At 65.0% G+C, this 19,123-nt stretch carries 16 protein-coding genes and 1 pseudogene; 11 read left to right on the top strand and 6 right to left on the bottom strand.

Translation table 11 applies throughout. From position 1 onward, the window contains the following. Nucleotides 1-91: 91 nt before the first annotated feature. Nucleotides 92-1,378 carry an MFS transporter gene (locus VH88_RS12085; protein ID WP_045811474.1) on the bottom strand — a complete coding sequence of 429 codons (1,287 nt, stop codon included), beginning with the start codon at nucleotides 1,376-1,378 and terminating at the stop codon, nucleotides 92-94. An 88-nt stretch (nucleotides 1,379-1,466) separates the two neighbouring features. Beyond that, the gene (locus VH88_RS12080; RefSeq protein WP_045811473.1) at nucleotides 1,467-2,303 is read right to left on the bottom strand and encodes a 2-keto-4-pentenoate hydratase; all 837 of its coding nucleotides are present in this window, start codon (nucleotides 2,301-2,303) and stop codon (nucleotides 1,467-1,469) included. Nucleotides 2,304-2,438: 135 nt separating this feature from the next. Here VH88_RS12080 and VH88_RS12075 point away from each other — a divergent pair, with 135 nt between their 5' ends. Further along, nucleotides 2,439-3,488: a LacI family DNA-binding transcriptional regulator gene (locus VH88_RS12075; protein ID WP_045811472.1), complete on the top strand. Its 1,050-nt coding sequence runs from the start codon at nucleotides 2,439-2,441 to the stop codon at nucleotides 3,486-3,488. A 40-nt stretch (nucleotides 3,489-3,528) separates the two neighbouring features. Here the strand turns inward: VH88_RS12075 and VH88_RS12070 are convergent, their stop codons facing one another. Beyond that, nucleotides 3,529-4,191, bottom strand: a complete 663-nt coding sequence (locus VH88_RS12070) for an RpiB/LacA/LacB family sugar-phosphate isomerase (protein WP_045811471.1) — start codon at nucleotides 4,189-4,191, stop codon at nucleotides 3,529-3,531. Between the two features lie 171 nt (nucleotides 4,192-4,362). Here VH88_RS12070 and kduI point away from each other — a divergent pair, with 171 nt between their 5' ends. From kduI to VH88_RS12050, 4 genes are all read left to right on the top strand, one after another. After that, nucleotides 4,363-5,208 (top strand): 5-dehydro-4-deoxy-D-glucuronate isomerase, encoded by an 846-nt coding sequence (gene kduI / locus VH88_RS12065; protein WP_045811493.1) that lies wholly within the window; start codon nucleotides 4,363-4,365, stop codon nucleotides 5,206-5,208. Nucleotides 5,209-5,230: 22 nt separating this feature from the next. Further along, nucleotides 5,231-5,989: a 2-dehydro-3-deoxy-D-gluconate 5-dehydrogenase KduD gene (gene kduD, locus VH88_RS12060; protein ID WP_045811470.1), complete on the top strand. Its 759-nt coding sequence runs from the start codon at nucleotides 5,231-5,233 to the stop codon at nucleotides 5,987-5,989. 21 nt (nucleotides 5,990-6,010) lie between these two features. Continuing rightward, nucleotides 6,011-7,054, top strand: coding sequence for a sugar kinase (locus VH88_RS12055; protein WP_045811469.1), 1,044 nt, complete (start codon nucleotides 6,011-6,013; stop codon nucleotides 7,052-7,054). Between the two features lie 159 nt (nucleotides 7,055-7,213). After that, nucleotides 7,214-8,857 carry a pectate lyase gene (locus VH88_RS12050; protein WP_045811468.1) on the top strand — a complete coding sequence of 548 codons (1,644 nt, stop codon included), beginning with the start codon at nucleotides 7,214-7,216 and terminating at the stop codon, nucleotides 8,855-8,857. A 59-nt stretch (nucleotides 8,858-8,916) separates the two neighbouring features. Here the strand turns inward: VH88_RS12050 and lldD are convergent, their stop codons facing one another. From lldD to VH88_RS12035, 3 genes are read right to left on the bottom strand one after another with little or no spacing between them, the layout of a single operon-like run. Then, on the bottom strand, nucleotides 8,917-10,050 hold the full coding sequence (gene lldD / locus VH88_RS12045) for an FMN-dependent L-lactate dehydrogenase LldD (protein WP_045811467.1): 1,134 nt from the start codon (nucleotides 10,048-10,050) through the stop codon (nucleotides 8,917-8,919). A 9-nt stretch (nucleotides 10,051-10,059) separates the two neighbouring features. Further along, nucleotides 10,060-10,821 (bottom strand): SDR family NAD(P)-dependent oxidoreductase, encoded by a 762-nt coding sequence (locus VH88_RS12040; RefSeq protein WP_045811466.1) that lies wholly within the window; start codon nucleotides 10,819-10,821, stop codon nucleotides 10,060-10,062. 24 nt (nucleotides 10,822-10,845) lie between these two features. Further along, nucleotides 10,846-11,652, bottom strand: a complete 807-nt coding sequence (locus VH88_RS12035) for an IclR family transcriptional regulator (protein WP_045811465.1) — start codon at nucleotides 11,650-11,652, stop codon at nucleotides 10,846-10,848. A gap of 140 nt (nucleotides 11,653-11,792) precedes the next feature. On the opposite strand from VH88_RS12035, the gene rhmD reads away from it, so the two are divergent. The 6 genes and pseudogenes from rhmD (at nucleotide 11,793) to VH88_RS12005 (ending at nucleotide 19,123) form a co-directional block, all read left to right on the top strand. Beyond that, nucleotides 11,793-12,986, top strand: coding sequence for an L-rhamnonate dehydratase (gene rhmD, locus VH88_RS12030; protein ID WP_045811464.1), 1,194 nt, complete (start codon nucleotides 11,793-11,795; stop codon nucleotides 12,984-12,986). A gap of 21 nt (nucleotides 12,987-13,007) precedes the next feature. Next, nucleotides 13,008-13,856, top strand: coding sequence for a fumarylacetoacetate hydrolase family protein (locus tag VH88_RS12025; RefSeq protein WP_045811463.1), 849 nt, complete (start codon nucleotides 13,008-13,010; stop codon nucleotides 13,854-13,856). Beyond that, nucleotides 13,853-14,605, top strand: coding sequence for an SDR family NAD(P)-dependent oxidoreductase (locus VH88_RS12020; protein ID WP_045811462.1), 753 nt, complete (start codon nucleotides 13,853-13,855; stop codon nucleotides 14,603-14,605). The genes VH88_RS12025 and VH88_RS12020 overlap by 4 nt, the downstream gene beginning before the upstream one ends. Before the next feature lie 9 nt (nucleotides 14,606-14,614). Beyond that, nucleotides 14,615-15,516: pseudogene (locus tag VH88_RS12015) on the top strand (amidohydrolase). 59 nt (nucleotides 15,517-15,575) lie between these two features. Then, the gene (locus VH88_RS12010) at nucleotides 15,576-16,841 is read left to right on the top strand and encodes an MFS transporter (protein WP_045811461.1); all 1,266 of its coding nucleotides are present in this window, start codon (nucleotides 15,576-15,578) and stop codon (nucleotides 16,839-16,841) included. Continuing rightward, complete coding sequence (locus tag VH88_RS12005) at nucleotides 16,841-19,123, top strand: hypothetical protein (RefSeq protein WP_231576672.1); 2,283 nt, start codon at nucleotides 16,841-16,843, stop codon at nucleotides 19,121-19,123. The genes VH88_RS12010 and VH88_RS12005 overlap by 1 nt, the downstream gene beginning before the upstream one ends.

Genomic DNA, 19,123 nt, shown 5'->3' with positions numbered 1-19,123 from the left:
TTCTCTCTTCCTGCAAAGACGACGGCCGGACGATCGCTCGCCCGGCCGCAATCCTTGATGACGTCGCGGCGCTGAGCCACGCAGCCTTTCGTCAGACCTTGGCCAGTTCGTATTTCGGCGTGATCAGGTGAATGACCAGAAGCGCGATCAGATAGGCCGAGGCCGCCACGATGAAGATGGGCGTATAGGTGCCGATCTTCTCCAGGACGTAGCCGGCGTATTTGGCCATGGCCATGCCGCCGATGGCGCCCAGCATTCCGCCGATGCCGACGACCGAGCCCACCGCCGAGCGGGGGAAGACATCGCCCGGCAGCGCATAGAGATTGGCCGAAAAGCCCTGGTGCGCGGCCGTCGCCAATCCGATGATGCCGACCGCGAGCCAAAGGTTTGACGCCTCAGCCGCGAAGGCCACCGGCACGGCGCACAGGGCGCAGATCAACATGGTGATCTTGCGAGCCTTGTTGATGCTCATGCCCCTATGCATGAAGCGCGACGACAGCCAGCCCCCACCAACCGAGCCGATGTCGGACAGGAGATAGATGGCGACCAGCGGCGGGCCGAAGGTCTTCAGATCCAGCCCATAGGTCTTGCCCAGGAAGTCCGGCAGCCAGAACAGGAACATCCACCAGATCGGATCGATCAGGAACTTTCCCAGGGCGTAGGCCCAGGTTTCCTTGACCGTCAGCAGTTTGGTCCATTTGACCTTTTCGACAACGTCGGCCGGGTCCTGCTCGATATAGGCCAGCTCAGCCGCGGACAGCTTCTTCTGCTCGCGCGGCTTGCGATAGACCAAGAGCCAGATCGGCAGCCAGATCAGGCCCAAGGCCCCGGTGATGACGAAGGCCATCTGCCAGCCGAAGGCCAGCACGAGGCCCGGAACGATCAGAGGGGTGACAATGGCGCCGATGTTGGTGCCGGCGTTGAACAGGCCCGTGGCGAAGGCGCGTTCCTTTTTGGGAAACCACTCTGCGACCGCCTTGATCCCGCCAGGGAAACCGCCGGCCTCACCGACGCCAAGGACCATCCGCGCCATCATGAAGTGTGACAGGTCTCGCGCTGCACCGTGCATGATATGACCGATCTGCCAGATGCCGAAGGCGATCCCCAGCCCCCAACGCGCGCCGATCCGGTCCATGATCCGGCCCCACAACAGGTAGGCGACGGCGTAGGACGCCTGGAACCAGAAGACGATGTCGGCATAGTCCGTCTCGGACCAGCCGAATTCAGCTGACAGCGTCGGCTTGAGGAATCCGATCATCTGGCGGTCGACGTAGTTGATGACCATGGCCGCGAACAGCAGCCACATGATCAGCCACCGGTACTTGCCCGGTGACGGCGCCTTGATCTGGAGAGGCGGCCTGACGGAAGCGTCTGACATGGTTATGAAAACCCGTTCCTGAATATTCCTCGACGCGTCCCTGCTCTTTTCCGTCCCTGAACGGCGGCGGGGTAGGCGTCCGATGATGTTACTGAGCTTCGGCCCTGACGACCGAACAGTGAAGTTCTGCGATACCCTTGAAGATGCACACGGCCTCGTCGCCCGCGTGAACACGGTGGACGCCGGTGACAGCGCCGGTCGAAACCAGCGTGCCCGCCTTCAGCGGGCGGCCCCAGCGCGCGCAATGTTCCAGCAGAAACCGCACGGATTCCATCGCGCCGCCCGCTAGGGATTGCGACCCGCCCGTGCCGACGCTGGCGCCATTGATCACCGTCTCGACCTCGATGCCGTCCAGACGCTCTCGCCAGTTCTCGACCTCGGGACCGATCATCAGTCCGCCATTGTTGCCGAAATCGGAGGCGACGACGGCGGAGCCCAGGTCGTTGATCGTCGAAAGCGGACTGCCGGCCAGCTCGACGCCGATGAAGACCTTGTCCACGACGCCCATGGCGTCTTCGATGGTCCAGTCGGTCTTGGCTGGATCGGCGTCGGCGCCGATCCGAGCAATGAACTCAGCCTCCACCGCCGCGAACCCGCCCTCGATTTCGGGCAAAGGCACGACCGTATCGCCGGGCGCCGGCCAGACGTTGCGCGCGAAAATGGCGCCGGCCAGACGATGGATCCCCAGCTTCGGCTGCTGCTCGGGCGGGACACCGCCCACCTTCCAGCCCACGACCTCATCGGGAAACAGACCGATGGCGACGTCCTGGATGGCGTAGGATTCGGCCATGCTTTGAGGGATCACGCCCGGATAGTCGGGCGTGCTGCGCGCCGCCAGACGCGCGGCGACGAACTGCTGTGCGATCGCCGCCGGGTCGGCCGACAGCGCGTCGTCCTGGCTCGCAAGAGAGGGGGTCGAAGTCAAAGGTGTCGCCTCGTGAATAGGCTCCGATAAGAGCGACGAAGGAAACCGGTGTCAATGCGCTTTAACGGAGCCCCATGGCGTCGGCCGCGAGTCGCGGCTATGCCTTCAAGCTGCACATAGGGAAGGAGCCGAACCTTGGCTCAAGACGATCCGCGATCCGGCAAGCCGGGCAAGCGGGCAACTATAAACGATGTCGCCCGTGAGGCGCAGGTCTCCAAGAAGACCGTCTCGCGGGTCATCAATCAGTCGCCGTTCGTCAAGGAAGACACGCGCGAAAAGGTCAACGCCGTCATCAAGGCTCTGGGATTCACGCCTGATCCACAGGCGCGCGGCCTGGCCTTTCGACGCTCGTTCCTGGTCGGTCTGATCTACGACAACCCCAGCCCGACCTACGTCGTGAACATGCAGCAGGGCGTGCTGGATGCGCTGAAAGGGTCCGGCCTGGAACTGGTCGTTCATCCTTGCAATCGCAACTCCCCTACCCTGCTGGAAGACATCAGGGGCTTCGTCGAGCGCCAACGTCTGTATGGCGTCATCATGCCGCCGTCGGTGTCCGAGGACGAACAGGTCATCGACCTGCTGCGCGATCTCGACTGCCCCTATGTCCGCATCGCTTCGGTGGCGTTGGATGAACCTCAGGCGATGGTGGTCACCAATGACTGGATCGGCGCGGCTGAGGCGGCGGGGCATCTGGCCGACCTGGGACACAAGCGAATCGGTCTGGTGCGCGGGCCGGACCTGTTCCGTTCGTCGGCCGTGCGGGGCAAGGGGTTCCTGGACGCTCTGGCCGAACGCGGGATCCCGCTGGACCCGGCTTACGATTTCAAAGGCGCCTATACGTTCGAATCAGGTGTGGAGGCGGGCCACGCCCTCTTGGCGCTGGAAACGCCGCCGACCGCGATCTTCACCCTCAACGACGACATGGCCATCGGGGTTATGCAGGCGGCGCGAGATCGCGGCCTTGAGCTGCCGCGCGACCTGTCCGTCGTCGGCTTCGATGATCTGCCGATGGCGGCGCGGGTTTGGCCCAACCTGACTTCGGTGCGCCTGCCGATCCGCGACATGGGACGGATGGCGGCTGAAAAGCTGCTGGCGCCGATGCGGGGCGTCGATCCAGCCAAGATGCAGCAGCCGGAAGTTCGACCGGCCCTGGTGGTGCGCAAGTCGGCAATCCCGTCAGTCTGAGTTGGGGCGGCGCGCGTGATCGCGCGCCGCCCTCTCTGCCTCAGGCCGTTTCGAGCGCAGGCTTGGCGGCGAGAACGCCCTTCAGATAGTCGCGAATGCCTTCGTCGGTGGCGTTGGCGAAGAAATAGTCCTGGAACTTCTCGCCGGCGATGGCGGCCTTCAGCAGGTCCTGGTCCATCGTCTTCAGAACCGTCAGCATGTCGTGGCAGGTCACCGACTTCAGGTCGCTGAGCACGCCACGATTCTTGCGCATGATCTCGGCGCGTTCCTTGGGATAGCCCAGGCCCCGCTCGCCCTCGAACAGCTTGCGATACACGTCCTGCAGATTCAGTTCAGCAGCCCAGCCGAAGCCCTTGGCATAGGGCATCGAGATGGCGTTGCCGTCGTTGATCTGGCCGAACAGGAAGGCGTCGGTCGGGTCGATCACCAAACCGCAGAAGACGCCCGGCATGCTGTTGCAGGCCAGCATCGAGCCCATGCCGGTTCCGCAGCCGGTGACGACGAAATCGGCTGCGCCGGAGTTCAACAGAATGCCGGTCAGCACGCCGTTCATGACGTAGGTCAGCGAGGCCTTATCGTCGGCCGCGTACATTCCATAGTGGAAAACTTCATGGCCCAGCGGTTCGGCGACAGCGGTTAGAGCGGAATGCACCGTCTCGCTTTTGGCGGCCTGGCTGTTTTCGATGATGAGAGCGATCTTCATGGGGAATCCTCAAGACGGTGGCGAAGCGATGCCGGCATATGTGAGCGGCATTGGTCTAATCGATTGCATCATTATATGACACCGGTTACCTAGTCCACAGAAGGACGGGCGCAAGATCCGTTTCGGTGGCTCGCGCTGCGAGTTCGCAGGGAGACCGGCATGTACGACCCCATGTACGACAAAGTCTATCAGGCCACCCATCCCGACATGATGGACGGGGCCTCGAACCAGCAGCTGCGCGATCGCTATCTGATCCAGGGCCTGTTCGTTCCGGGCAAGGTCGGCCTGAACTACTCCCACCACGAGCGCCTGATCATCGGCGGCGCGACCCCGGCTGAGACCGCACTGAACCTGCCCACGCAGTCGGAGCCGCCCTCCTTGGCCGGCGCGCCCTTCCTGCAGGCCCGTGAACTGGGCGTGGTCAATATCGGCGGCCCCGGTTCGATCACAGTGGATGGTGAGACTATCGAACTGGGCTTCCGTGACGGCCTGTATGTGCCGATGGGATCGAGCGAAGTCAGCTTCGCCTCGAACAACGCCGCCGAGCCGGCGAAATTCTATCTGGTCGCCACACCCGCCCACGCCCGCTACGACCTGACAAAGATATCGATCGACGAGGCCGTGCCGCTGGACATGGGCGCGTTGGAGACGTCGAACGAACGGACCATCTACCAGTATGTCGTGCCGGCGAAGGTGAAGTCCTGCCAGTTACTGCTGGGCTTGACGGTGCTGAAGCTAGGCTCGGTGTGGAACACCATGCCGCCTCACATTCATGACCGCCGCTCGGAAGCCTATCTGTATTTCGGTCTGGGCGGAGACGATCGGGTCTTTCACTTCATGGGCGAACCGGACAAGTCGCGCCACATCGTCATTGCCGACGGGGAGGCCGTAATCTGCCCGCCGTGGTCGATCCATACCGGCGCAGGCACTACGAACTACACCTTCATCTGGGGCATGGGCGGCGAGAACCTCGACTACACCGACATGTACAAACTCGACATCTGCCAGCTGAAGTAATCAGGACAAGAGGAAGAAAAGCATGAGCAATCCATTCGACCTGACCGGCAAGGTCGCGCTGGTGACCGGCGGCAATGTCGGCCTGGGCCAAGGCATCGCCCTGGCTTTGGCTGAGGCGGGCGCCGACATCGTCTCGGTCGCCCTGTCGGAGTCTGACGACACGGTCGCCAAGGTACAGGCGATGGGCCGTCGCGCCCACGCTATCAGCGCCGACCTGACCTCGATCGAGCCGGTCGAACGCGTCGTGCAGGAAACTCTGGCCGCCATGGGCCGGATCGACATCCTGGTGAACAACGCCGGCCTGATTCGCCGCGCCGACGCCGTCGACTTCACCGAGGCGGACTGGGACCTGGTGATGAATATCAACCTGAAGACCGTCTTCTTCATGAGCCAGGCGGTCGCTCGTCTGTTCATCAAACAGGGCGACGGCGGCAAGATCATCAACATCGCCTCCATGCTGTCCTTCCAGGGCGGAATCCGCGTGCCGTCCTATACGGCGTCCAAATCGGGCGTCGCCGGCCTGACCAAGCTGATGGCCAACGAATGGGCGCCGCACCGCATCACCGCCAACGCCATCGCCCCCGGCTATTTCGCCACCGCCAACACCCAGGCTCTGCGCGAGGACCCGGTCCGTTCGGCCGAGATCCTGGGCCGTATCCCGGCCGGGCGCTGGGGCGAGCCGTCGGACCTGGGCGGCGCGGCCGTCTTCCTGGCCAGCCGGGCCTCCGACTACGTTCAGGGCGCCATCCTGCCGGTCGACGGCGGCTGGCAGGCGCGTTGATCCGGGGCTAGCGTTGCGATCATGACCCAGGCTGCATCTTCCCGCCGCATCCTCTGCTTCGGCGAGATGCTGCTGCGGTTTTCGCCCAACGCCAATGAACTGCTGATGCAGTCGCCTGCCCTGACCGTGCGTCCGGCCGGGGCCGAGGCGAACGTCGCCGTGTCGCTGGCCCGCTTCGGCGCGCCGACCGGCATGGCGACGGTCCTGGCCGACAATGCGCTGGGCCGCGGCGTGCGTGACGAGGTGCGCAAGCACGGAGTCGACACCTCTCAGATCGTCTTCAAACCCGGCCGTATGGGTCTGTATTTCCTGACGCCCGGCGCTGTGCGTCGTCCGTCGGAAGTTCTCTATGATCGCGCCGGATCGGCCTTCGTCGAACATGTCGATACGGCCTTCGACTGGGACCAACTTCTGGACGGCGTAGAGTGGCTGCACGCCTCGGGCGTGACCCCGGCGACGGGGCCGAATGGCTCGGCCGCCGCTGTCGCCCTCATCGAGGCCGCCGTCAAGAAGGGCGTGAAGGTCAGCTATGACGGCAACTTCCGCGGCAAGCTGTGGGAACAATGGGATGGCGATCCGCCGGCCACGCTCGGCAAGATGCTGGCCGGCGCCACGGTCGCCTTCGCGGACGACCGCGACTTCGCCCTGGTGCTAAAGACGACATTCGTCAGCCCCGATCCGGCTGTGCGGCGTCGTGAAGCCGCCAAGGCCGCCTTCGCCGCCTTCCCTCGCCTGCAACGCATCGCCTGCACCCTGCGCGTTCAAGACAGCGTCGCCGACCAGGCCCTGTCGGCCGTCATGCTGACGCGCAATGGCGACGACGTGATCGAGACCAACGCCGAGGCCATTCACATGGCCGGCGTCGTGGACCGGGTGGGCGGCGGCGACGCCTTCGCCTCCGGCGTGCTGTTTGGCCTATGGAGCGGGTGGTCGGATCAGGAGGCGCTGGACTTCGGCCTCGCCGCCGCCGGCCTGAAGCACTCCGTGCCCGGCGACTTCAACCTGTTCACCGCCGACGAGGTTCGCGCCGCCATGGGCGACGGCGGGTTCGATATCCGGCGCTGAGGCTGCGAATTTTGAGATCTGGTGGAGGCCGCATGGAGAAGTCCATGCGGCCTCTTTCAATCGCGTTGTGGGGCTAGGAAACCGGTGTCAATCATGCTTCAGTGACGGTTCGAAACGGTCGTTAGAAACCGTGCGAGAGAGGTCACACCAGGAGCTTCCATGTCCGTCATGTCCATGAACCGCCGCACCCTTTTGGCCGCGGGCGCCGCCGCCACCTTCTTCGCCGCCTCAGGGCCCGTCCTGGCCCAGGCGTCGCCAGAGCGCGCCGCCATTTTGGACACCATGAAGCGCGCCGCCCGGTTCATGAGCGAAGAGGCCGCCGTCGAAGGCGGCTATGTCTGGCAATATCTGCCCGACTTCTCGCGCCGTTGGGGCGAGCTTGAGGCCAACCCGACGATGATCTGGGTCCAGCCGCCGGGCACCGCGACCGTGGGCCATCTGTTCCTGGACGCCTATCACGCCACCGGCGACGAATTTTACTATGAAGCGGCCAAGAAGGCTGCGGACGCCTTGGTCAAGGGTCAGCACCCGCTGGGCGGCTGGAACTATGTGATCGATACCGCCGGCGAGGAGTCGCTGAAGCAGTGGTACGGTACAGTCGCCGCCAACGCCTGGCGGTTGGAGGAATTCCACCACTACTACGGCAACGCGACGTTCGACGACGCGGGCACAGCCGAGGCGTCGCAACTGTTGCTGCGGATCTACCTTGAGAAGAAGGATCGCAAATATCTGGCGCCGCTGAACAAGGCGATCAGCTTCGTGCTGGAAAGCCAGTACGAGAACGGCGGCTGGCCCCAACGCTATCCGTTTGTCGAAAACGGAGGCCTGCACGGCCATGCGGACTATACGCCGTACATCACCTTCAACGACGACGTGGCCGGCGAGAACCTGGAGTTCCTGATCTACGCCTATCACGGCTTGGCGCGGAACGGGCGGGGCGATGCGAGGATTCTGGACGCCATCAATCGCGGCATGGACATCTTCGTGAGGACCCAGCAGCCGCAGCCGCAGCCCGCCTGGGGCCTGCAGCACTTCCCCGACACGCTGAAGCCGGCGGGCGCCCGGACCATCGAGCCCCAAGCCTTCGTCACCCACACCACCGGCACCAACATCAAGTCGATGATAGGCTTCTATCGCCTGACGGGCGACCGCAAATATCTGGCCCGCCTACCCGAGGCGATGGACTGGCTGGATCAGGTCGCGGCCAAGCCGCCGCTGAACACGCCGGGCCGCACGCACCCGACCTTTATCCTGGAAGGCGCCAACACCCCGGTCTACATCCACCGGCGCGGGTCCAACATCGCCAACGGTCAGTATTACGCCGACGACAACCCCACCAATCTGATCGTGCACTATGGCTCGTTCCGTAACGTGGACACCCCGGCCCTGCGCGCCGAATACGCGCGTTTGTCGGCCATGCCGATCGATGAGGCCACGCGCGGTTCGCCGCTGAAGGCGCGCCCGGGCTCGCTGAACCTGCCCAAGTATTTCACGCTTCAGGACGTCGATGTCTGGGACATGTCCAGCGACGCTCGTCGCCCGACCGCGCCTCACGCCGGTCGCGCGGCCGAAGTCATGGCCGGGCTGAATGCGCGCGGCTATTGGCCCACGCCGCTGACCACGACGTCAAACCCGTACAAGGGTCCCTCTCCCATTGCCGTGACCGGCGGCGAATACCAGATGACCCGCGTCGGCGACCTGTGGGACACCTCGCCTTACAATACCGACTTCCCGGTAGAGGGCGTCTCCACCTCGGTCTTCATCCGCAACATGGGCGACCTGATCGAGGCATTGGGGGCTTAGGACTTGCGAAGATGTGCGCTGTCCCCGCTTTCACGGCGGGGATGAGCACTGATCCTGCGTCAGATCGCCAGCATTTCGCGGGTCATGCCCGCGATCGACTTGGCGCCGGTCAGGGTCATGGCGACGCGCATTTCCTTTTCGAAGAGGTCCAGCAGGTTTTCGACGCCGGCCTGACCGTTCGCCGCCAGGGCGTAGATGAAGGCCCGGCCCAGCAGGACCGCGTCGGCGCCCAACGCGATGGCGCGAACCACGTCCAGGCCGTTGCGAATGCCGGAATCCACCAGAATCTTCAGCTCGCCCTTCACCGCGTCGGCGATGGCGGGCAAGGCGCGGGCCGAGGACAGCACCCCGTCCAACTGACGCCCGCCGTGGTTCGACACCACGATGCCGTCTGCGCCGAAGCTGACGGCGTCGCGGGCGTCCTGCGGATCCAGGATGCCCTTGATGATCATCGCCCCGTCCCAGAAATCGCGGATCCATTGCAGGTCTTTCCACGAAATCGAGGGATCGAAATTATTGGCCAGCCAACCGATGTAGTCGGCCAAGCCCGTCGGCTTGCCCAGATAGGCCGAGACATTGCCCAGATCGTGCGGCGTGCCGCGCACTCCGACATCCCAGGCCCAGGCCGGATGGGTCATGGCCTGGACCATGCGGCGGATTTCGGCATTGGGGCCGCTCATGCCCGAATGGGCGTCGCGATAGCGAGCGCCCGGCGTCGGCATATCGACGGTGAAGACCAAGGTCTTCACCCCCGCCGCCTTCGCCCGTTCCAGCGCATTCCTCATGAAACCGCGATCGCGCAGCACATAGAGCTGAAACCACATGGGCCGGTCGATAGCCGGCGCGACCTCCTCGATCGGGCAGACAGACACGGTCGACATCGTGAACGGCACGCCGCGAGAGGCGGCCGCCCTGGCCGCCTGCACCTCTCCCCTGCGCGCATACATGCCGGTCAGCCCCACGGGCGCCAGGATGATCGGCAGGCGCAGGGTCTCATCGAACAGCTCGGTCTCAAGGCTGAAGCTGGTCATGTCCTGCAGCACGCGCTGGCGAAGCGCGATCGCCTGCCAGTCCTCGACGTTGCGGCGCAGGGTCTGCTCGGCATAGGCGCCGCCGTCGATGTATTGGAAGAGGAAGGGCGGCAGCTTGCGCCGCGCGGCTTCCCGATAATCGCTCGGCGACGAAATGATCACGCGCTCATCCTACTGGAAGTTGGCGAAGGCGCCGCCGTCCACCAGCAGCGCCGCGCCGGACATATAGCCCGCCATGTCCGAGGCCAGGAAGGCGACGACCGAGGCGATGTCCTCGGGCCGGCCCAGACGCCCAAGCGGAATGCGGCCTTCCATATATTCGCGCTTTTGCGGATCGGCGAGGTCGTCCTTGTTGATGTCGGTGGCGATGGTGCCCGGCAGGACCGAGTTGCAGCGGATGCCGTGACGCCCCAGGGCGACGGCACAGGACTGCATCAGACTGTGCACGCCCGCCTTGGTCGGGGTATAATGGGTCTGCATCTCGCCGCCGACCAGGGCCGAGATCGAGCTGATGGCGACGATGGCGCCACCCTCCCCCTGCTTGACCATCTGATTGGCCGCCGCCTGCACCATGTAATAAGCGCCGTGCAGATTGACCTCCATCGTCCGGCGCAGGGTCTCGACCGGCATGTCGAGAAAGGCATGGAACGGACAGATGCCGGCGTTGGAGACGAAGACGTCCACCCGGCCCAGCGCCTGGACGGCGGCGGCGATGAAGGCTGCGGCGCTCTCGGGCTGGGCCACGTCGCCGTCGACGGCGATGGCCCGGCGGCCCAGCGCCTCGATCTCGGCGACCACCTGGGCGGCGGCTGCCTCGTCTCGAAAGGTGTTCAGGGCGACATCCGCCCCCTGACGCGCGGCTTCGATCGCCGTCGCCCGCCCGATGCCCCGCGATGCGCCCGTGATCAGGACGACCTTGTTTTCAAGCAGCATGCGGGCTCCGGCGGTGGTTCGGTTTCAGGGTTTGGGCGACCAGCCCAGGTCGGCGCTGATCGCGTTGGCGGCGTCAGTGACGGTCTTCGTCAGCTCGGCCATCCGCGCATCCGACATATATTGCGCGGCGGAAGAAACGCTCAGGGCAGCGACGATCTGTCCGTTCACCGACCGGATCGGAGCGGCGACGCAGCGGATCTGATCCTCGTTCTCTTCCAGATCGAAAGCGTAGCCCTTCTGGGCGTAGCCATGCATCCGCTCAAGCCAGACCGCGCGGGCCGACGAGTCGAAGGCGGCGCCCGGCTCGGCGTAGAAGTCGATCCATTCCGGCTCGGTCTTGTCCAGAATCAGCGCCTTGCCCAGGCCTGTCGAGGCGATGGGGTGCCGCTCGCCCAGACGCGAGCCGATGTTGATGCGACGCCGGCCGGCGACCTTGTCCAGATAGAGCGCATGGCGGCCGTCCAGCACGCCGAGGTGCACCGTGTCGTCCGTCTGGGCCGACAGTTGCTCCAGCCAGGGCCGGGCCACGCGCGGCAGATGCATCTGCTGGCTGGCGGCGTGGCCCAGTTCCAACAGTTTGGGACCGAGGGAATAGCCCTCGCGCGGGCGGAACGACAGCAAGCGACGCTCGACCAGCGCCGAGGCAAGACGGTGCGTCGTGCTGCGCGTCAGCTCCAGCTTTTCGGAGAGTTCCGCCAAGGGCAGAGAGCCTTCGATGAGGGCGTCGATGACGTCCAGACCACGCAGCAGGGTCTGGCTGCCGGACGCCTTCGCTCCCGCATCTTCTTCCCCATCGACCTGCACGGTCTTGATTGACGCCGATCGTCCCATTTCGTAATCCTCATTCTCAGAATGTAGCAAAACGCGCAAGTCGTCTGAGGCTACACGGGTGACATTGACGTGACGCACGGAGGAAAGCCAGTGAAATCCCGCATTATGGGAGCGGATCGCCAGTTTTTGGTGGTCATGCCATGAGCCGCCTGCCTCGCATCAAGCACGTCCGCGCCTTCGTTGTGAAAAACGACGGAACCGGAGGCGGCGCCGACTATCACGATCAGGGCGACGGCCACTGGATCGACGACCACATCGCCACGCCGATGGCGAGATATCCCGAGTATCGCCAGAGCCGCCGCAGCTTTGGCATCAATGTCTTAGGCACCCTGGTGGTCGAGATCGAAGCCGAGAACGGCGTGGTCGGGTTTGCGGTCACGACCGGCGGCGAACCGGCGGCCTATATCGTCGAGAAACACCTGGCCCGCTTTCTCGAAGGGCGCGATCCGGCCGAGGTCGAGAAGATCTGGGACCAGATGTATTTCTCGACCCAATACTACGGCCGCAAAGGTCTGGTGGTGAACGCTATCTCCGGCGTCGATCTGGCGCTGTGGGATCTGCTGGGCCGCCTGCGCCAGGAGCCGGTCTTCGCCATGCTGGGCGGGGCGGTGCGAGACGAGCTGACCTTCTACGCCACCGGCGCGCGGCCCGACAAAGCCAAGGAACTGGGCTTCATCGGCGGCAAGATGCCGCTGCACCACGGCCCGGCCGAGGGAGAAGAAGGCCTGCACAAGACCATCGCTGAACTTGAAGCCATGCGGAACGCCTGCGGCGACGACTTCTGGCTGATGTTCGACTGCTGGATGGCGCTGGACCTCAACTACGCCACGCGGCTGGCCCACGAAGCCCACAAACTGGGTCTGAAATGGATCGAGGAGGCGCTCAGCCCCGACGATTACTGGGGCTATCAGGCGCTGAAGAAGAACGCCCCCAAGGGGATGCTGGTCACGACCGGCGAGCATGAGGCCACCCGCTGGGGCTTCCGCATGCTGCTGGAAATGGAATGCTGCGACATCATCCAGCCGGACGTGGGCTGGTGCGGCGGCGTCACCGAACTGCAGAAGATTTCGGCCTTGGCGGACGCCAAGGGCGTGCTGATGATCCCTCACGGCTCGTCGGTCTATTCCTACCACTTCGTGGTGACGCGCCATAACAGCCCGTTCGCCGAATTCCTGATGATGGCCCCCGACGCCGACGAGGTCGTGCCGATGTTCCATCCGCAGCTGATCGGCGAACCCGTCCCCGTAAACGGCCGCCTGAAGGTTCCCGACACTCCCGGCTTCGGCGTCGAGCTGAACCGCGACATCGCCCTGCATCGCCCCTACGCGCGTTAAGACGAAAGCCTCTCCGCCACCATGAAACTGCTGCGTTACGGCCCCAAGGGCCAGGAAAAGCCGGGCACGCTGGACGCCGAGGGGCGCATCCGCGATCTGTCGGGCGTTATCGCCGACATCACGCCGGACCAACTGCATGGCCCGGCGCTCGACGCGCTGAAGGCCGTCGACTCGACCACCCTCCCTTTGGTCGAGGGCCAGCCCCGCTACGGAGTGCCGGTCAAGGGCAGCCGCAAGTTCATCGCCATCGGCCTGAACTTCGCCGACCACGCGGCCGAATCCAACCTGCCGATCCCCGAGGAACCGGTTGTCTTCACCAAGGCGATCACCTGTCTGAACGGACCGAACGACGACGTGGTCATTCCGCGCGGGTCCGAGAAGACAGACTGGGAGGTCGAGCTGGGCATCGTGATCGGCAAGCCCGCCACCTACGTCACCCAGGCCGAGGCTCTGGACCACGTCGCCGGCTACGTCTTGATCAACGACGTGTCCGAGCGCGCCTATCAGACCGAGCGCGGCGGCACCTGGGACAAGGGCAAGGGCTGCGACACCTTCGGCCCCGTGGGCCCCTGGATCGTCACCACCGACGAGGTCGGCGACGTCCAGAACCTGGACATGTGGCTGGACCTCAACGGCCAGCGGATGCAAACCGGCAATACGAAGACCATGATCTTCGGCGTCGCCGAAATCGTCTCCTATCTGTCGGAGTTCATGACGCTGGAGCCCGGCGATCTGATCACCACCGGCACCCCGCCCGGCGTGGGTCTGGGCCAGACGCCGCCCCTCTATCTCAAACCGGGCGACACGGTCCGTCTGGGCATCCAGAAGCTGGGCGAACAGGGTCAGACCTTCGTGGAGTGGACGCAATGAGCGCCTATCAGGGCCGCTTTTCGGGCCGTACCGCCGTCGTCACCGGCGGCGCATCTGGCCTGGGGAAGGCCGCCGCCGCCCGCATCGTCGCCGAGGGCGGCAAGGTCGTCCTGTGGGACCTCAACGCTGAAGCGCTCACGGCCGCCGCCGACGAGGTCGGGGCCGTCCATGTGATCGCCCTGGACGTCGCCGACCCCGACGCCGTCGCCGCTGCGGCCAAAGCTTCAGCCCAGGCGCTGGACGGCCGCATCGACATCCTGATCGCCTCGGCCGGCATCACCGGCGCCACCGTCCCGGTTCATGAGTTTCCGATCGACAGCTGGAGGCGCGTCGTCGATATCAATCTGAACGGCGTCTTCTACTGCTCGCGCGCCATCGTGCCCTTCATGCTGGCCAACGGTTACGGCCGGATCGTCAATGTGGCCTCGGTCGCGGGCAAGGAGGGCAATCCCAATGCCTCAGCCTATTCCGCCTCAAAGGCCGGCGTGATCGGCTTCACCAAATCGCTGGGCAAGGAACTGGCCGGCAGGGGCGTCATCGCCAACGCCCTGACCCCCGCCACCTTCGACAGCCCGATCCTGGAGCAACTGCCCCAGAGCCAGGTCGACTACATGCGCTCCAAGATCCCAATGGGACGCCTCGGCGAGGTCGAGGAAAGCGCCGCCATGGTTTGTTTCATGGCCTCCGAAGAATGCAGCTTCACCACCGCCTCGACGTTCGACACGTCTGGCGGCAGAACGACCTATTAGGACGCGCGCGTGGCTTCGGACCTTCGCATTGTCGACAGCCACGTCCACCTGTGGGACCTGTCGCGTGCGCGCTATGGCTGGCTTCAGGACGATCCCCTGCCGAACAATCCGGCGGGTGACATGTCGCCCATCGCCAACGCAAACTATCTGCTAGACGACTACCTGGCCGATACGGCCGGTTGGCGTCTGGACAAGATCGTTCACGTCGAGGCGGGCCAGCCGATGGGTCAGCAGCTGGCCGAGACAGATTGGCTTCAATCGATCGCCGATGACACCGGTTATCCGCACGCCATCGTCGCCGGCGCGGATATGCTGGACCCCGACCTGGACGCCCTGCTGGAAGCCCACGCCGCCCGGCCGAACGTACGCGGCGTGCGCCAGATCGTCTGCTGGCATGAAGACCCGCTGAAAACCTACACGACCCGCGATCTGTTGCGTGATCCGAAATGGGTCGAGAGCTTCGCCAAGCTGGCGCGATACGGCCTGTCGTTCGACCTCCAGCTCTATCCGGCACAGATGGCCAACGTTGCCATCATCGCCGCACGCCACCCCGACATTCCCATGATCGTCAACCACGCCGGCCTGCCGACCGACCGGGACGCGGCAGGGATGGAGCGCTGGCGCACAGGTCTGCGCTTGCTGGCCGCCCAGCCTCAGGTCTCGATCAAGATCTCGGGCTTGGGCATCACTGACCGCGTCTGGACACCCGACAGCATACGCCCCGTCGTCTGGAGTGCATCGACGCCTTCGGAACCGAGCGCGCCATGTTCGCCTCCGACTTCCCGGTGGAGAGCGTCCACGGAACCTTCGACGCCTTCTATTCCGCCTTCGATGCGATCACGACCGACTTCTCGGTCGACGAACGCGACCGCCTGTTCGCCGCCAACGCCGAGGCGATCTACCGTATCTGACCCATCCGCCTAAGTCGCATCAAGACGGCGAGGCCCGAGGAACACCAGGAGAATACCCCATGGTCATCGAGACCGACGCCGCCCACACTCCCGGAGGCTTGGCGAAGCCCGCCGGGTCGTTGAAGGGCCCGCTGGCCTTCGCCATCGCCTGCTTCCTGATCTGGGGCCTGGCCTACGGCCTGCTGGACGTGCTGAACAAGCATTTCCAGGAGACGCTGAGCATCAGCCAGGCCGACAGCGCCTGGCTGCAGATCGCGTATTTCGGGGCCTACCTGCTGCTTTCGATCCCGGCGGGCATGCTGCTGCACGCGCGGGGCTACAAGTTCGGGATCGTGTCGGGTCTGGCGGTGACTGCCATCGGCGCCCTGTTGTTCATCCCGGCGGCGGGCGCGGGCGCCTTCCTGCCCTTCGTCGGCTCGATGTTCGTCCTCGCCGCCGGCCTGTGCATCCTGGAGACCAGCGCCGACACCTACGTCAATGTCCTGGGCGATCCGGCCAAGGCCTCACAGCGGCTGAACCTGGCCCAGTCGTTCAATGCGCTTGGCGTCTTCTTCGGTCCCCTGATCGGCGGCGCGGTCTTTTTCAGCCCTACGACGACCGAAGCCCTGGGCGGCGCGACCCGTTCGATCCAGATCGTGTACGGGCTGATCGCCGTCGGCGTGGTCCTGTTCGCGCTCGCGGTCTGGCGCGCCCGCCTGCCGGAGACCGGCCTGTCCGACCACGGCGGTGCTGTCGAAGGCGACGCCCCTGTCCTGCCCCTGTCCAAACAGCCGCACTTCATCGCCGGCGTGATCACCCAGGCGCTCTACATCGGCGCCCAGGTCGGCATCGGCGCCTATTTCATCAATCTGGTGACCCACAACTGGCAGGGCCTGACCAGCCAGCAGGGCGCCTTCATGCTGTCGCTGGCGGCCATCGGCTATCTGGTGGGCCGTTTCTTCGCCACCGCCCTGCTGTTGAAGATCGAGCCGCGCGTGCTTCTGACGGCCTACGGAGTCATCAATGTCGTGCTGACGCTGATTGTCGCCGCCGGCATCGACAAGGTCTCCCCCATCGCCCTGCTGGCCGTCTTCTTCTTCATGTCCACCATGTTCGCGACCATCTTCGCCCTGGGCACCGCCGGCCTGGGCGCCGGCACCAAGAAGGCCTCGTCCCTGATGGTCATGGCCATTGGCGGCGGCGTTCTGCTGCCCTGGCCGATGGGCCGGATCGCCGATCTATACGGCGCCAATGTCGCCTTCCTGCTGCCCGCCGCCTGCTTCGCCGTCGTCGCCTGGTACGGCTGGAAGGGCGCGGCGCTGGGGCTGAAGGCGGAGGCGAAGTGATGCGTCTTCGCACCGCCCTCCTCGCCTTTACGCTGTTGGCCGGTTCTACGGCCGCCTGCGCCCAAACGGTCGCGCCCACCGCCGTCGTGGCGGCCGCTGCGCCGATCGACCGCCACGCCTTGGTCACGCGCCACAACGTGACCCTGACCGCCATCGATCGCCATGCCCCGATCATGCTGGGCAACGGCGACCTAGGCTTCACCGCCGACATTACCGGGCTTCAAACCTTCCCGGAACAGTATTCGGAACTGTCGCCTCTGTTGACCATGGCCCAATGGGCCTGGCACAGCTTTCCTAACCCGCATGGCTATACGGAACAGGACGGCCTGATCGATGTGCCCGTTCCGGGCCGGGGCGAACAGCCCTACGCTTGGATGAAGTCGTGGTCCGTGGCCGAGACGCAACCCGCCTACACCTGGCTGCGGGCCAATCCGCATCGGTTCTCGCTGAGTCGCATCGGCCTGACCTTCGGCGACGGCACAGCGCTGGACTTTGCAAAGATTGCAGACACGCGCCAGACGCTAGACTTGTGGTCCGGCGCCCTGACCAGCCGCTTCACCTACGATGGCCAATCGGTCGAGATCGTGACCCGCGTCCACCCGACCTTGGACATGGTCATGGTCGAGATCGCCTCGCCTCTGGTGGCCGCCAACGGCCTGGGCCTTCAGGTTCGCTATCCGGGCGTGAACCCCGCCATCAATCCCGACCCGACGACGTTCGAGCGCGATAGCGACCAGAGTTTGAACATCGTCGCCTCCGACACAGGCGACGTCCACATTCGCCGCACCCTGGACGATACCACCTATTATTCCGGCATCACCGCATCCGGTAAGATCGAACAATGCGGCCCCGACGCCTTCCGCGTGGGCGCTGCTGGTCGCGACCGGCTGACCGTCATGGTCCGCTTCGATCATCAGGAGCCCGTTGAGAAGACGCCTGCTTACTCCGCCAGCGTCCAGGCAACGACTGCACGCTGGAACAGTTTCTGGACCCAGGGCGGCGCCGTTGATTTCACGGGCTCTACCGATCCGCGAGCGGCAGAACTGGAACGTCGCGTCGTCCTGTCGCAGTACCTGTCGGCGGTGAACGGCGCCGGCGAACTGCCGCCGCAAGAAGAAGGCCTGTTCTCCAATAGCTGGTACGGCAAGTTCCACCTCGAAATGCACCCCTGGCACGCTGGCTGGCAGGCCATGTGGGGCCACCCCGACATGCTTGAACGCAGCCTGCCTTGGTACGTCGGCAATCTAGACAACGCGCGCGCCGAGGCCGCCCGTCACCAGGTCAAGGGCGCTTGGTGGCCCAAGATGGGGGGGCCAGAGGGTCGCAATAGTCCCAGCCTGGTCTCGCCCTTCATCATGTGGCAGCAGCCGCATCCAATCCTTTTGGCCGAACTGGTCTGGCGGGCCGACAAGGATCCGGCCGTGCTGGATCGATACGGCGAGGTGGTCGAAGCCACGGCCGATCTTTTGGCCACCTGGCCTATCGAACGCGACGGCCGGCTGAACCTGGGCACGCCGATGATCCCGGCGCAGGAGAACTATGATCCCCTGACCACTGTGAACCCGACGTTCGAAGTCGAGTATTTCCGCTGGGCTCTCGAAACCGCGCAGCAATGGCGCGAACGCAGGGGTCAGGCCCGCCGCGCCGACTGGGATCAGGCCCTAGCCAAGATCGCGCCGCCGCCGATGAAGGACGGCCTGTATCTGCCCGTCGAGAGCGTGCCGGACTTCTGGGAGACGGCCATGTCCGACGCCTGTCGCCGACACGCAGCGGCGGCTCAGTGCAAGAACCGCGACCATCCCTCCTTCCTGATGGCCTATGGCTTCATTTCGGGCGCGCGGATCGATCCAGCCGCCATGCGCCGCACGTTTGAAGCGGTGGAGCAGAACTGGGACGTCCGTCAGACCTGGGGCTGGGACTTCCCGATGATGGCGATGACGGCGGCTCGCCTTGGCGCACCGGACAAGGCGGTGAACTGGCTGTTCGCCGACCTGAAGAACAATCAATGGGGCGTGACCGGCATGACGCCTCGCGTTCACCTGGATGAACACGCCGACGAACTGGTCCCCGTCTCGGCCGGCGCCGGCGGCGTGACGATGGCGGTCAATCCGGATGGTCCGGGCTATCGCCGCGCAGCCGAGACCTATTTCCCGTCCAACGGGTCGCTGCTGATGGCCGTCGGTCTGATGGCGGCGGGTTGGGACGGGTCCAGCGGCCACGCGCCCGGTTTCCCAAAGGAAGGCTGGACCGTCCGCGTCGAAGGCCTGACCCCCGCGCCGTAA

Origin of the sequence: Brevundimonas sp. KM4 (assembly GCF_000964075.1) — a bacterium.
Lineage (GTDB): Bacteria > Pseudomonadota > Alphaproteobacteria > Caulobacterales > Caulobacteraceae > Brevundimonas > Brevundimonas huaxiensis.
The sequence above is the reverse complement of the archived record's forward strand: the minus strand, read 5'-3'. Positions and strand labels throughout refer to the sequence as shown.